At 62.3% G+C, this 13,052-nt stretch carries 12 protein-coding genes; 7 read left to right on the top strand and 5 right to left on the bottom strand.

What is annotated here, in order from left to right:
- Positions 1–160 precede the first annotated feature (160 nt).
- From rarD to LOY31_RS26665, 5 genes are all read right to left on the bottom strand, one after another.
- The gene (rarD, locus tag LOY31_RS26685; protein WP_007959831.1) at positions 161–1,048 is read right to left on the bottom strand and encodes an EamA family transporter RarD; all 888 of its coding nucleotides are present in this window, start codon (positions 1,046–1,048) and stop codon (positions 161–163) included.
- A 66-nt stretch (positions 1,049–1,114) separates the two neighbouring features.
- Positions 1,115–2,089, bottom strand: a complete 975-nt coding sequence (locus LOY31_RS26680; protein WP_221534103.1) for a serine/threonine protein kinase — start codon at positions 2,087–2,089, stop codon at positions 1,115–1,117.
- A 116-nt stretch (positions 2,090–2,205) separates the two neighbouring features.
- The gene (locus LOY31_RS26675; RefSeq protein WP_085609069.1) at positions 2,206–4,107 is read right to left on the bottom strand and encodes a PhoX family phosphatase; all 1,902 of its coding nucleotides are present in this window, start codon (positions 4,105–4,107) and stop codon (positions 2,206–2,208) included.
- Between the two features lie 69 nt (positions 4,108–4,176).
- Positions 4,177–4,941, bottom strand: coding sequence for a TOBE domain-containing protein (locus LOY31_RS26670; RefSeq protein WP_085609070.1), 765 nt, complete (start codon positions 4,939–4,941; stop codon positions 4,177–4,179).
- A 58-nt stretch (positions 4,942–4,999) separates the two neighbouring features.
- Entirely contained in the window at positions 5,000–5,740 is a 741-nt protein-coding gene (locus tag LOY31_RS26665; protein WP_085609071.1) for a ComF family protein, read from the bottom strand.
- Positions 5,741–5,831: 91 nt separating this feature from the next.
- Here LOY31_RS26665 and bioB point away from each other — a divergent pair, with 91 nt between their 5' ends.
- From bioB to LOY31_RS26630, 7 genes are all read left to right on the top strand, one after another.
- Positions 5,832–6,887, top strand: coding sequence for a biotin synthase BioB (gene bioB / locus LOY31_RS26660; protein ID WP_007959840.1), 1,056 nt, complete (start codon positions 5,832–5,834; stop codon positions 6,885–6,887).
- 160 nt (positions 6,888–7,047) lie between these two features.
- On the top strand, positions 7,048–8,226 hold the full coding sequence (gene bioF / locus LOY31_RS26655; protein ID WP_221534105.1) for an 8-amino-7-oxononanoate synthase: 1,179 nt from the start codon (positions 7,048–7,050) through the stop codon (positions 8,224–8,226).
- A complete protein-coding gene (locus LOY31_RS26650; RefSeq protein WP_221534107.1) occupies positions 8,219–8,950 on the top strand; it encodes an alpha/beta fold hydrolase in 732 nt (243 codons plus the stop codon). Before bioF ends, LOY31_RS26650 begins: the two co-directional genes overlap by 8 nt.
- Positions 8,943–9,749 (top strand): malonyl-ACP O-methyltransferase BioC, encoded by an 807-nt coding sequence (bioC, locus tag LOY31_RS26645; RefSeq protein ID WP_258712443.1) that lies wholly within the window; start codon positions 8,943–8,945, stop codon positions 9,747–9,749. Before LOY31_RS26650 ends, bioC begins: the two co-directional genes overlap by 8 nt.
- Positions 9,746–10,426 (top strand): dethiobiotin synthase, encoded by a 681-nt coding sequence (gene bioD, locus LOY31_RS26640; protein WP_007959854.1) that lies wholly within the window; start codon positions 9,746–9,748, stop codon positions 10,424–10,426. The genes bioC and bioD overlap by 4 nt, the downstream gene beginning before the upstream one ends.
- 106 nt (positions 10,427–10,532) lie before the next feature.
- On the top strand, positions 10,533–10,829 hold the full coding sequence (locus LOY31_RS26635) for a hypothetical protein (RefSeq protein ID WP_007959856.1): 297 nt from the start codon (positions 10,533–10,535) through the stop codon (positions 10,827–10,829).
- Positions 10,830–11,104: 275 nt separating this feature from the next.
- Entirely contained in the window at positions 11,105–12,910 is a 1,806-nt protein-coding gene (locus LOY31_RS26630) for a phenylacyl-CoA dehydrogenase (RefSeq protein ID WP_085609075.1), read from the top strand.
- Positions 12,911–13,052: the final 142 nt, after the last annotated feature.

The following is a 13,052-nucleotide window of genomic DNA, read 5'->3' as shown; positions in this document are numbered from 1 at the left end:
GCCAGACCACGTCCGCCGTGGCTTGGCGAAGATTGATCAAAAAACCGCCAGCATTCAGTGACTTGCGCACAAACGGCGGGGATCACGCTGTGGATAACCTTGGGAAGGAACGATGCAGGCCACGAGAACCGTGGCCTGTGGAGGTTTGTGCGTTTTTTGATCAGCTGCGCCGGCGCAGACTCAGCCACGCATCGACGCTGTACACCGCCAGACCGGCCCAGATAAACATGAAGGCGATCAGCGTGCTGGACGATAAGTGCTCGCCGAACAGCAGCACGGCTTGCAGCAGCACCAGCGTCGGCGCCAGGTATTGCAGGAAACCGAGGGTGGTGTAGGGCAGGTGCCGCGCCGCCGCGTTGAAGCAGACCAGCGGCACCAGCGTCACCGGACCGGCTGCCACCAGCCACCAGGCTTCGGAGGTGGTCCAGAACTCGGCCTGAGCACTGGTTGCGGTCGGATTGAACAGCAGCCACGCAAGCGCGATCGGCACCAGCATCCAGGTTTCCACCACCAGCCCCGGCAGCGCCTTGACCGGCGCCTGCTTGCGGATCAGCCCGTAGAAACCGAAGGTCAGCGCCAGCACCAGTGACACCCACGGCAGACTGCCCACCTGCCAGACCTGCTGCGCAACGCCGACCGCCGCCAGACCGACCGCCAGCCACTGCATGCGCCGCAGGCGTTCGCCGAGGATCAGCATGCCCAGCAGCACGTTCACCAGCGGGTTGATGTAGTAACCGAGGCTCGCTTCCAGCATCCGGCCGTTGTTCACCGACCAGACGTAGGTCAGCCAGTTGGCCGCGATCAAGGTGCCGCTGAGCGCAAGAATCGCCAAGCGTTTCGGGTTGTCGCGCAGTTCCTGCCACCAGCCGGGATGCTTCCACACCATCAACAGCAGCGCGCCGAACAGCGCCGACCACAGCACCCGGTGGATGATGATTTCCACCGCCGGCACTTCGGCGATGGCTTTGAAGTAGAGCGGGAACAGTCCCCAGATAATGTAGGCGCTAAGGCCCAGAATGTACCCGCGACGCGGGTTGGCGGCTTGCATGCAGAATCCTTGCTTAGGCAGCTAACAAAGCAGCGATTGTACGGGCAGTTGTATAGACGTGTCGTGTCAGAAAAGCTTCAACGGCTCTTCGTTCAGCGCCGACAGTTGCTCGCGCAACGCCAGCACCTGATCGCCCCAATACCGCTCGCTGCCGAACCAAGGAAAGTTGCGGGGGAACGCCGGATCGTCCCAGCGTCGGGCCAGCCACGCGCTGTAATGCATCAGGCGCAGGGCGCGCAACGGTTCGATCAGCGCCAGTTCGCGCGGATCGAAGTCGTGGAATTCGTTGTAGCCGTCCATCAACTCCGACAGTTGTCCCAGACAATCCTGACGATCGCCGGCGAGCATCATCCAGATGTCCTGCACCGCCGGGCCCATGCGGCAGTCGTCGAGGTCGACGATGTGGAACATCTCGTCGCGGCACATCATGTTGCCGGGGTGGCAGTCGCCGTGCATGCGGATGTTCTGGTGCGGCGTGTTGGCGTAGACGTCTTCCACACGCTTGAGCAGATCGCGGGCGACCGATTCGTAGGCCGGCAGCAGGCTTTTCGGGATGAAGTTGCCTTCCAGCAAAGTGGTCAGCGAGTCATGGCCGAAGTTCTTCACGGCCAACGCTTCGCGGTGCTCGAACGGTTTGGTCCCGCCGACCGCGTGCATGCGCCCGAGCAACTGGCCGAGGCGATACAACTGGTCGAGATTGCCCGGCTCCGGCGCCCGGCCACCGCGACGGGGAAACAGGGTGAAACGAAAACCGGCGTGTTCGTGCAGGGTTTCGCCGTTGTGGATCAGCGGCGCCACCACCGGGATTTCGACGTCGGCCAGTTCGAAGGTGAACTGGTGCTCCTCCAGGATCGCTTCGTTGGTCCAGCGCTGCGGGCGATAGAACTTGGCGATCAGCGGTTCCGAGTCTTCGATGCCGACCTGATAGACGCGGTTTTCATAACTGTTGAGCGCCAGAATGCGCGCGTCGCTCAGGAAGCCGATGCTTTCGACGGCATCGAGCACGAGGTCTGGGGTGAGGGTTTCAAACGGGTGGGCCATGCTGACTCCTGCGCGCAGCAGGCTGCCGCGTCCGGCTCAGCATGGTAGCGCAGACGGGCTGTCTTGAGTGGGATCGTTCCCGTGCAGCGCACGGGAACGATCAGAGCGTCGTCAAATCAGGCGCCGACGATCCCGCCATCCTCACGGGTAATCGCCATCACCGATGAGCGTGGCTTGCCGTTCGGCAGGTGCTCGGGGAAGGTCGAACCGCCGTTCTCGCCCGGGTGCTGAATCCCGACGAACAGGGTTTTCTGATCCGGCGAGAAACTGATCCCGGTGACTTCACAGCCGATCGGCCCGACCATGAACCGGCGAATCTCACCGGTCGCAGGATCGGCGCAGAGCATCTGGTTGTTGCCCATCCCGGCGAAATCACCAGCGTTGCTCGAATCACCGTCGGTGAGAATCCACAGTCGGCCAGCCTTGTCGAAACCGAGGCCGTCCGGGCTGTTGAACATGTTCTGCGGGGTGATATTCGACGAACCGCCCTTCGGCGTACCGGCATGGACGCCCGGGTTGCCGGCCACCACGAACAGATCCCAGGCGAAAGTCTTCGACGCGTGATCGTCGCGGTCGGTGCGCCAGCGCAGGATCTGGCCGTAGACGTTTTTCTCCCGAGGATTCGGCCCGCCCACCGGTTGGCCGTCTTCGCCGCGCTTGGCGTTATTGGTCAGGGTGCAATAAACCTGGCCGTCTTTCGGGCTGACCACGATCCATTCCGGACGGTCCATGCGCGTGGCGCCGACCACACTCGCCGCCAGACGCGCGTGAATCAGCACTTCAGCCTGATCAGCGAAACCGCTGCTGGCGTCGATGCCGTTTTTGCCGTGGGTCAGTTCGATCCACTGGCCCTGGCCTTTCGGATGGTCCGGGTTGCCGTCGCCGGCATCGAACTTGGCCACGTACAGCGTGCCGTGATCGAGGATGTCGCGGTTGGCCTTGGCGTTGCGGTGGTTGATCTTGTCGCGGCTGACGAATTTGTAGATGAACTCGCCGCGTTCGTCGTCGCCCATGTACACCACGGCGCGACCGTCGTCGGTCTCGGCCAGTGCGGCGTTTTCATGTTTGAAGCGGCCCAGCGCGGTGCGTTTGACCGGGGTCGATTGCGGGTCGAACGGATCGATCTCCACGACCCATCCGTGGCGGTTGAGTTCGTTGGGGTTCTTCGCCATGTCGAAGCGCGGATCGAACGGGTGCCAGTTGATCTCGCGGCTGGCGGCCGACACGCCGTAGCGTTTCTGCGCCGGGTCGAACTGTTGCTGGGCGTTGCTGCTGCCGAAACAGTCGGTGAAGTTCTCTTCGCAGGTCAGATAAGTGCCCCACGGCGTCTTGCCGTTGGCGCAGTTCTGGAAGGTGCCGAGAACTTTCTTGCCGTGCTTGTCGGCGCTGGTTTTCATCAGCTCGTGACCGGCTGCCGGGCCGCTGATACGCAGCGGCGAGTTGCCGTGAATGCGCCGGTTGTAGCGCGAGCCCTGGACGAACTGCCACTGGCCGTTCTTGCGCTGGACTTCGATCACCGACACGCCTTCGCAGGCCAGGGCCTTGCGCACGTCCTCGGCCGACTGCGGCATGCCGCCGTGCGGATAGAGGTAGCGATAGTTGGTGTATTCGTTGTTGATCGCCATCAACGCACGGTTTTTCTCGCCCGGGAATTCGAACAGGCTCATGCCGTCGTTGTTGTCGCCGAACTGCACTTCCTGCGCAGCCGCTGTGCCGTTGCCGCTCGGGTCGAAGGCCGGGCCGTTCTTTTGCAACGGCTGGCCCCAGCTGATCAGCACCGACGACTTGTAGCCTTTGGGCAGGCTAATGGTGTCGGTGGTGGCAGCCGGAATGCTGTCGAAGCCGAGCAGACGGCTGTTGCCGGCGCTGACACTGGCGGCCAGTACGCTGCGGCTCAGCAGGTTGCCGCCGAGGAACATCGCCGCGCCGCACAGCGCGCCGGCGCTGATGAAACCGCGACGGCTCAGGCCGACCATTTTTTCCAGGTCTGTGGATTGGTTTTCTTCTAATAGGCTCACATCAGGCTCCCTGCATGGTTTTGGCAGCCACCTTAATGCGGGTCGATGACGCTTTCGTTGCAGCGCTGTTTAGAGCGGTGTTCCGAGCAGCACATTGGACGGGGAAAACTGCACCTGCACCGCTTGCTCGACCGTCAGGCCACGAGTGCGCAAGTCCAGCGGTTCTGCCAGCGCACACAGGGTCTGGCCGTTGGGCAGGGCGATGCGCACTTCGCTCGGGCCGTCTTCGGCGTCGAGAATCGCCTCGATCCGACCGCTCAGAAGGTTATGGCCGACGGCGGGCGTGGCCTCTGGCGCGAGCAGTTCGAGCCAGCCGGCCTTGATCAGCGCCACCACTTCGGTGCCCGGTTGCAGCTCCAGGTGCAAGGTGCTGTCGTGGGTGATCTGTGCGTCGATCGACAGGCCTTCGGCCAGTTCGAGGCGGATCAGATCGTTGCGGCCCTGACCTTCGATCAGCACAACTTTGCCGTGCAACTGATTGCGCGCGCTGGTCCTGAGCATCAGCCGACCGAGCAGGTCCAGATCGCTGGCGTCCTCGGCCGCTTCCAGCACCTGGGCCTGCAAGGCTTGCAGCTTCTGATACAGACGCAGCACTCGCTCGCCCTCGCTCGACAGCTTGGCGCCACCGCCGCCCTTGCCGCCGACCGCGCGCTCGACCAGAGGCTTTTGCGCGAGGTTGTTCAGCTCATCGATGGCGTCCCACGCCGCCTTGTAACTCAGGCCGGCGCTTTTCGCAGCGCGGGTGATCGAACCCTGTTCGGCGATGTGTTGCAGCAAGGCGATGCGCTGCGGACGGCGGACGATGTGCTGGGACAACAGAGAGGGCAGGGACATGGCGGACGCTTTGTGCTGAAAGGTTGAGGGAGGACGTTGGCGGCTCGAGGCGTATCCGTCAAGCCGCGTCGCCGGGTTTTGGCGTGCGGGCCAGGCAGTACACATCCACCCGCGCGGCGCCGGCGTCCATCAGCAACCGGGCCAGCGCCTGGGCGGTGGCGCCGGTGGTCAGCACGTCGTCGACCAGGGCCAGGTGCCGGCCTTTCACCTGGGCATCGGGGCTCAAGGCGAAGGCGTGTCGCAGATTGCGTTTACGCGCTTTGGCGTTGAGGGCCTGCTGGGCGTCGGTATCCTGCACGCGCAACAGGCTGTGTTCCTCGCAAGGCAGGTCGAGTGACTTGCCCAGCCACTGCGCCAGCATCGCTGCTTGGTTGAAGCCGCGCTGGCGCAGGCGTTTCGGTGCAAGCGGTACCGGCAGCAGGGCGTCCGGGCGAGGCAGGTCTTCTTCGAAGCGATGTTGCAGGAACTCGCCGAGAACGTCGGCGAGCAAGTGGCCAAGCGGCCATTTGCCGTTGTGCTTGAAACGGGTGATCAGCGTGTCCACCGGAAAGCCATAAACCCATGGCACGGCCACTTGCTCAAAGGCTGGCGGATCCTGCAGGCAGCCACCACAGGTAAGCCCGGCAGCGGGCAAGGGCAGGGCGCACGTCAGGCATTGATCGCCCAGCCACGGCAGATCGGTTTCACAGGCGGTGCAGATCGGGATTTGCGCGTCTGCCGGCTCATCGCACAATAAACAGAGTTGTTTGTTTTTTAACCAGATGTAAACCGGCCGTTCGTAGTGTGGTTGACAGCGCATGACTCTTCCTTAAATATGCCGAACATCCGTGTCGTGCCTGTGGGTATTCCGTTTCCCCAGGCGCCAGCCAAGCATAACCAAGGAACCGCCCATGAGCGCCAGCACCACTGCCACCCTGCGTCACGACTGGACTTTGGCCGAAGTCAAAGCACTCTTCGTTCAGCCATTCAACGACTTGCTGTTCCAGGCGCAGACGGTGCACCGCGCGCATTTCGACGCCAACCGCGTCCAGGTTTCCACCCTGCTGTCGATCAAGACCGGCGCCTGCCCGGAAGATTGCAAATATTGTCCGCAGTCCGGTCACTACAACACCGGGCTGGAAAAAGAAAAGCTGATGGAAGTGCAGAAAGTCCTCGAAGAGGCTGCCCGCGCCAAGGCCATCGGCTCGACCCGTTTCTGCATGGGTGCGGCGTGGAAACACCCGTCGGCCAAGGACATGCCTTACGTGCTGAAGATGGTCGAAGGCGTGAAGGCCATGGGCCTGGAAACCTGCATGACCCTCGGTCGTCTCGATCAGGATCAGACCGAAGCGCTGGCCAAGGCCGGGCTCGATTACTACAACCACAACCTCGACACCTCGCCCGAGTTCTACGGCAGCATCATCACTACCCGCACCTACAGCGAGCGCCTGCAGACGCTGGCCTACGTGCGCGACGCGGGGATGAAGATTTGCTCCGGCGGCATTCTCGGCATGGGCGAGTCCCTCGATGACCGCGCGAACCTGCTGATCCAGCTGGCCAACCTGCCGGAGCATCCGGAATCGGTGCCGATCAACATGCTGGTGAAAGTCGCCGGCACGCCACTGGAAAACGCCGACGATGTCGATCCATTCGACTTCATCCGCATGCTCGCCGTGGCGCGCATCCTCATGCCGCAATCCCACGTGCGCCTGTCCGCCGGCCGCGAAGCGATGAACGAGCAGATGCAGGCCCTGGCGTTCTTCGCCGGCGCCAACTCGATCTTCTACGGCGACAAACTGCTGACCACCGCCAACCCGCAGGCCGACAAGGACATGCAGCTGTTTGCACGTCTGGGCATTCAGCCGGAAGCCCGCGAAGAGCACGCCGACGAAGTGCATCAGGCTGCCATCGAACAGGCGCTGGTGGAGCAGAAGAGCAGCGAGCAGTTCTACAACGCGGCGGTGTAAAAAACTGCGCGGATTCCTCTGAAGGAATGCAAACCCCTGTGGGAGCGAGCTTGCTCGCGAAAGCGGTGCTTCAGTCGACATTGATGTCGGATGTGAAGGCTTCTTCGCGAGCAGGCTCGCTCCCACAAGGGATCTGTGTCACTTGAATGTCGAGGCTTGCATGTCTTTCGATCTCGCCGCACGCCTTGCTGCCCGTCGTGCCGAAAATCTCTATCGCCAGCGCCCGCTGCTTGAAAGCCCGCAAGGGCCGGAAGTGGTGGTCGACGGTCAGCCGTTGCTGGCGTTCTGCAACAACGATTACCTGGGCCTGGCCAATCATCCGCAAGTGATCGAAGCCTGGCGCGCCGGTGCTTCGAAATGGGGCGTCGGCGGCGGTGCTTCGCATCTGGTGATCGGTCACAGCGGTCCGCATCACGCGCTTGAGGAGGCTTTGGCGGATCTCACCGGACGACCGCGTGCGCTGTTGTTCACCACCGGTTACATGGCCAACCTCGGCGCGGTCACCGCATTGGTCGGGCAGGGCGATACGGTGCTGGAAGACCGGCTCAATCATGCCTCGTTGCTGGATGCCGGCCTGTTGTCCGGCGCGCGCTTCAATCGCTATTTGCACAACGACGCCGACAGCCTCGCCAAGCGTCTGGAGAAAGCCACCGGCAATACGCTGGTGGTCACTGACGGCGTGTTCAGCATGGACGGCGACCTCGCCGATCTGCCGGCGCTGGCCCGGGAAACCAAAGCGAAAGGCGCCTGGCTGATGGTCGACGACGCCCACGGTTTCGGCCCGCTGGGGGCAAACGGTGGCGGGATCGTCGAGCATTTCGGTCTGAGTCAGGAGGACGTGCCGGTGCTGGTCGGCACGCTCGGCAAAGCGTTCGGCACGGCTGGCGCCTTTGTGGCCGGCAGTGAAGAGCTGATCGAAAGTCTGATCCAATTCGCCCGCCCCTACATCTACACCACCAGCCAGCCACCGGCGCTGGCCTGTGCAACGTTGAAAAGTCTGGAACTGCTGCGTAGCGAGCACTGGCGTCGCGAGCATTTGCAAACGCTGATCCGCCGGTTCCGCCACGGTGCCGAACAGATCGGCCTGGAACTGATGGACAGCTTCACGCCGATCCAGCCGATCCTGATCGGTGATGCCGGTCGCGCCGTGCGTCTGTCGCAGATGCTGCGTGAGCGTGGGCTGATGGTTACCGCGATCCGCCCGCCGACCGTGCCTGCCGGCAGCGCCCGGTTGCGGGTGACGCTGACCGCTGCCCACAGCGAGGCGCAGGTGCAGCTATTGTTAGAAGGACTGGCCGATTGCTTTGCGCAACTCAAGTCGGAGCCAAGCCATGCGTGATCGCCTGATTCTGCTACCGGGTTGGGGGCTCGGCGTTTCGCCGCTGGAGCCGCTGGCCGCCGCGTTGCGCGGACTCGACGAGCACCTGCAGGTCGACATCGAGCCGCTGCCGGAACTGGACTCCAGCGATCTGCAGGACTGGCTCGACGAGCTCGATGAGCGCATCCCTCAGGATACCTGGCTCGGCGGCTGGTCGCTGGGCGGGATGCTTGCTTCCGAGCTGGCGGCACGGCGTGGCGAACATTGCTGCGGCTTGCTGACCCTGGCGAGCAATCCTTCGTTTGTCGCCCATGAACAGTGGCCGAGCGCGATGCCCGGCGAGACCTTCGATGCGTTTCTGGCCGGCTGCGGCGCCGACCCGCGCACGACTCTCAAACGATTCTCTCTGCTGTGCGCCCAGGGCGCGCAAGACGCGCGTGGCTTGTCGCGGCTGTTGCTCGGCGGCGCGCCGAATACCTCGCCGGCCGCGTTGATGGCCGGTCTGGAATTGTTGGCGCAGATCGATACGCGTGAAGCCTTGCAGGCGTTTCGTGGTCCGCAATTGCATCTGTTCGGAGGGCTGGACGGGTTGGTGCCGGCGGAGGCCGCGGGCGAGTTGTTCGCGTTGCTGGCAGATGTCGAGGTCGGTCTGATCGAGCAGGCCAGCCATGCGTTTCTTCTGGAAGACCCCCACGGTGTAGCGGGTGCGATCCAGGCGTTTTTAAGTGAGTGCGGTGATGACTGATTTGTCTGTTGCGGCGTTGCCCGGCGGCTTGCCTGACAAGCGCCAGGTCGCAGCTTCTTTTTCTCGTGCAGCGGCCAGCTATGACAGCGTCGCGGAGTTGCAGCGCGATGTCGGTACGCAGTTGATGAATCGCTTGCCGGTGGATTTTCGGCCGGCACGCTGGCTGGATCTGGGCTGCGGCACCGGGTATTTCACTCGGGCGCTGGCCGAGCGATTTGGTGAGGGGCTGGCGCTCGATATCGCTGAAGGCATGCTCAATCACGCGCGGCCGTTGGGCGGGGCCACACACTTCATTGCTGGCGATGCCGAACGTTTGCCGTTGCAGGATTCGACCTGCGATCTGATCTTCTCCAGCCTCGCCGTGCAGTGGTGCGCGGACTTCGAAGCGGTGCTCGCCGAAGCGTTTCGGGTGCTGAAACCGGGGGGGATTTTCGCGTTTGCTAGTCTTTGTGTAGGGGCGCTGTACGAATTGCGCGACAGTTGGCGTCAGGTCGATGGCCTGGTGCACGTCAACCGCTTCCGCGAATTCGCCCGCTATGAGCAATTGTGCGCGGCCAGTGGTTTGCTCAGTGTCTGTCTGGAGAACCGGCCGCATGTGCTGCATTACCCGGATGTGCGCAGCCTGACCCATGAACTCAAGGCCTTGGGCGCGCATAACCTGAACCCTGGCCGGCCGGGTGGATTGACCGGGCGGGCGCGGATTCTGGGGCTGGTCGAAGCCTACGAGCAGTTCCGTCAGCCGCAGGGCTTGCCGGCGACTTATCAGGTGGTCTACGCCGTGTTGGAGAAACCCTTATGAGCGCAGCCTATTTCATCACCGGAACCGACACTGACGTTGGCAAGACCACTGTCGCCGCCGGATTGCTGCACGCTGCGCGGTCGGCGGGGCTGAGTACGGCGGCGGGCAAACCGGTGGCGTCCGGTTGTGTGGTGACGCCCAGAGGCCTGCGCAATTCCGATGCGCTGGCGTTGCAGGCCGAATGCTCGTTGCCGCTGACGTATCAACAGGTCAATCCGGTGGCGTTCGAGCCAGCGATCGCGCCGCATCTGGCAGCGCGTGAGGCGGGTGTGGCGTTGACCGTGCAATCGTTGCTGGCGCCGATGCGCGAGATTCTGGCCATGAACGCCGACTTCACGCTGATCGAAGGCGCGGGCGGCTGGCGGGTGCCGTTGGCGGATCAGGACAATCTGTCGGATCTGGCGATTGCGTTGAAGTTGCCGGTGATTCTGGTGGTCGGCGTGCGTCTGGGATGCATCAGTCATGCGTTGTTGACTGCCGAGGCGATTGCCCGGGACGGGCTGCAACTGGCGGGATGGGTGGCGAACATTATTGATCCGAAGACGTCGCGGCTGGAGGAAAACCTGGCGACACTGGCCGAGCGGATTCCGGCACCGTGCCTGGGGCGGGTGCCGAAACTCAAAGCCGTCAGCGCTGAAGCGGTCGCCGATCACTTGCAACTGGATCTGCTCGACTGATTTTGGCTATGACAAGGCACTGTGCCATTAGTGTTTTTGACGGGTGTTTTTCTGACGCCTCTGGTTCAATGGCACCCATTGATCCTTCCCAAGGATGAGAGCTCCCATGGAAATCTCCGGAAACACAGCTTTTTATGCAGGTCTGAGTACCATTCAGACCGGGCAGAACCGCGTCGATCAGGCCGCCAGCCAGATCGCCAGCAGCACCATCGAGCGTTCGGTCACCAGCCAGTCTTCGGAAGTGCAGGTCGATCGTCTGCGTTCCGTGGATCGTGCCCAGCAATCGGACCTGGCGAGCAACATGGTCGAGATGGCCCAAGGCAAGTTTCAGGCGGAACTGGGCGTGAAAGTCGCCAAGGCTTCCGATGAAATGCTCGGTACGATCATCGATACCTTCGCCTGATTTTTTGATCTGCGCTTTGCCAGACGCCGCGACTGTTCGCGGCGTTTTTCGTTGTAAGTCCTTCTCCCTCAACTAATCTTTTTTCAGTGCACATGGCCCGGTCGGGCGCATGTCGCGCTGCTGTGTCCGGCGTTCGGAAAATGTGATGACGAATGGCAAAAGAACGACGCTTGACAAGATTTCGGCGTAAACGTATGTTTCAAACAACTGTTTGACCGTCACAACAAATCAACGCGGTCGTTCATTCCCGGTTACATCAGCAGAGGTTTATCGCTATGCCTGACTACAAGGCCCCCTTGCGTGATATTCGCTTCGTTCGTGACGAACTGCTCGGCTACGAAGCGCACTATCAGAGCCTTCCAGCGTGCGCAGACGCAACGCCGGACATGGTTGACGCCATTCTCGAAGAGGGCGCCAAGTTTTGTGAGCAGGTGCTGGCACCGCTGAACCGCGTGGGTGACACCGAAGGCTGCACCTGGAGCGAGTCCGGCGTGAAAACCCCGGCCGGCTTCAAAGAGGCCTACAAGCAATTCGTGGAAGGCGGCTGGCCAAGCCTGGCCCATGACGTCGAGCACGGCGGTCAGGGTCTGCCTGAGTCGCTGGGTCTGGCAGTCAGCGAGATGGTCGGCGAAGCCAACTGGTCGTGGGGCATGTACCCGGGCCTGTCGCACGGCGCGATGAATACCATCTCCGAGCACGGCACCCCAGAGCAGCAAGAAGCCTATCTGACCAAACTGGTCTCCGGTGAGTGGACCGGCACCATGTGCCTGACCGAGCCGCACTGCGGCACCGACCTGGGTATGCTGCGCACCAAGGCCGAACCTCAGGCCGACGGTTCCTACAAAGTTTCCGGCACCAAGATCTTCATCTCGGCCGGTGAACACGACATGGCCGACAACATCGTCCACATCGTGCTGGCCCGCCTGCCGGACGCACCGGCCGGCACCAAAGGCATCTCGCTGTTCATCGTGCCGAAGTTCATGCCGAATGCTGATGGCACCGTCGGAGCACGCAACGCCGTGACCTGCGGTTCGATCGAACACAAGATGGGCATCCACGGCAACGCGACCTGCGTGATGAACTTCGACGGCGCGACCGGTTTCCTGATCGGCCCGGCGAACAAAGGCCTGAACTGCATGTTCACCTTCATGAACACCGCACGTCTGGGTACCGCGCTGCAAGGTCTGGCCCACGCCGAAATCGGCTTCCAGGGCGGCCTGAAATACGCTCGCGATCGCCTGCAAATGCGTTCCCTGACTGGCCCGAAAGCGCCGGACAAGGCTGCTGACCCGATCATCGTTCACCCAGACGTACGCCGCATGCTGTTGACCATGAAGGCATTCGCCGAAGGCAACCGTGCGATGGTGTACTTCACCGCCAAACAGGTCGACATCGTCAAATACGGCGTGGACGAAGAAGAGAAGAAGAAAGCCGACGCACTGCTGGCCTTCATGACTCCGATCGCCAAAGCGTTCATGACCGAAGTCGGTTTCGAATCCGCCAACCACGGCGTGCAGATCTACGGCGGCCACGGCTTCATCGCCGAGTGGGGCATGGAGCAGAACGTTCGCGACAGCCGCATCTCGATGCTGTACGAAGGCACCACCGGCATCCAGGCACTCGACCTGCTGGGCCGTAAAGTGCTGATGACTCAAGGCGAGGCTCTCAAAGGCTTCACCAAGATCGTCCACAAGTTCTGCCAGAACAACGAAGGCAACGAAGCCGTCAAAGAGTTCGTCGCACCGTTGGCTGCACTGAACAAAGAGTGGGGCGAGCTGACCATGAAGGTCGGTATGGCCGCCATGAAAGATCGCGAAGAAGTCGGCGCGGCCTCCGTGGACTACCTGATGTACTCCGGTTATGCCTGCCTGGCTTACTTCTGGGCCGACATGGCGCGTCTGGCTGCTGAAAAACTGGCTGCCGGCACCACCGACGAGGCGTTCTACACCGCCAAGCTGCAAACCGCGCGCTTCTACTTCCAGCGCATCCTGCCGCGTACCCGTACGCACGTGGCCACCATGCTGTCGGGCGCCAACAACCTGATGGACATGAAAGAAGAAGACTTCGCACTGGGCTACTAAGCCTTAACGCAGTCTTTCAAAAAACCGCTGCTCCCTCGGGGGCAGCGGTTTTTTTGTGCCCGGATTTCCCCAATCCCGGGGCTGATTCCCCAGCATTGATGAAGCCACTGTTCAGCCGAACCCCTGCGCTTATTGATTCAAA

This window comes from Pseudomonas sp. B21-021, assembly GCF_024749205.1.
In the GTDB taxonomy this organism is placed as follows: domain Bacteria; phylum Pseudomonadota; class Gammaproteobacteria; order Pseudomonadales; family Pseudomonadaceae; genus Aquipseudomonas; species Aquipseudomonas paraglycinae.
This window is presented reverse-complemented; position numbering and strand designations above follow the sequence as displayed.

Bases quoted from the DNA above. Each gene is read 5' to 3' on its own strand.
- LOY31_RS26650 (WP_221534107.1), top strand. From the start codon at position 8,219: ATGCGTGATCGCCTGATTCTGCTACCGGGTTGGGGGCTCGGCGTTTCG.
- LOY31_RS26665 (WP_085609071.1), bottom strand. From the start codon at position 5,740: ATGCGCTGTCAACCACACTACGAACGGCCGGTTTACATCTGGTTAAAA.
- bioC (WP_258712443.1), top strand. From the start codon at position 8,943: ATGACTGATTTGTCTGTTGCGGCGTTGCCCGGCGGCTTGCCTGACAAG.
- bioD (WP_007959854.1), top strand. From the start codon at position 9,746: ATGAGCGCAGCCTATTTCATCACCGGAACCGACACTGACGTTGGCAAG.
- LOY31_RS26635 (WP_007959856.1), top strand. From the start codon at position 10,533: ATGGAAATCTCCGGAAACACAGCTTTTTATGCAGGTCTGAGTACCATT.
- bioF (WP_221534105.1), top strand. From the start codon at position 7,048: ATGTCTTTCGATCTCGCCGCACGCCTTGCTGCCCGTCGTGCCGAAAAT.
- LOY31_RS26670 (WP_085609070.1), bottom strand. From the start codon at position 4,941: ATGTCCCTGCCCTCTCTGTTGTCCCAGCACATCGTCCGCCGTCCGCAG.
- LOY31_RS26630 (WP_085609075.1), top strand. From the start codon at position 11,105: ATGCCTGACTACAAGGCCCCCTTGCGTGATATTCGCTTCGTTCGTGAC.
- LOY31_RS26680 (WP_221534103.1), bottom strand. From the start codon at position 2,089: ATGGCCCACCCGTTTGAAACCCTCACCCCAGACCTCGTGCTCGATGCC.
- rarD (WP_007959831.1), bottom strand. From the start codon at position 1,048: ATGCAAGCCGCCAACCCGCGTCGCGGGTACATTCTGGGCCTTAGCGCC.
- bioB (WP_007959840.1), top strand. From the start codon at position 5,832: ATGAGCGCCAGCACCACTGCCACCCTGCGTCACGACTGGACTTTGGCC.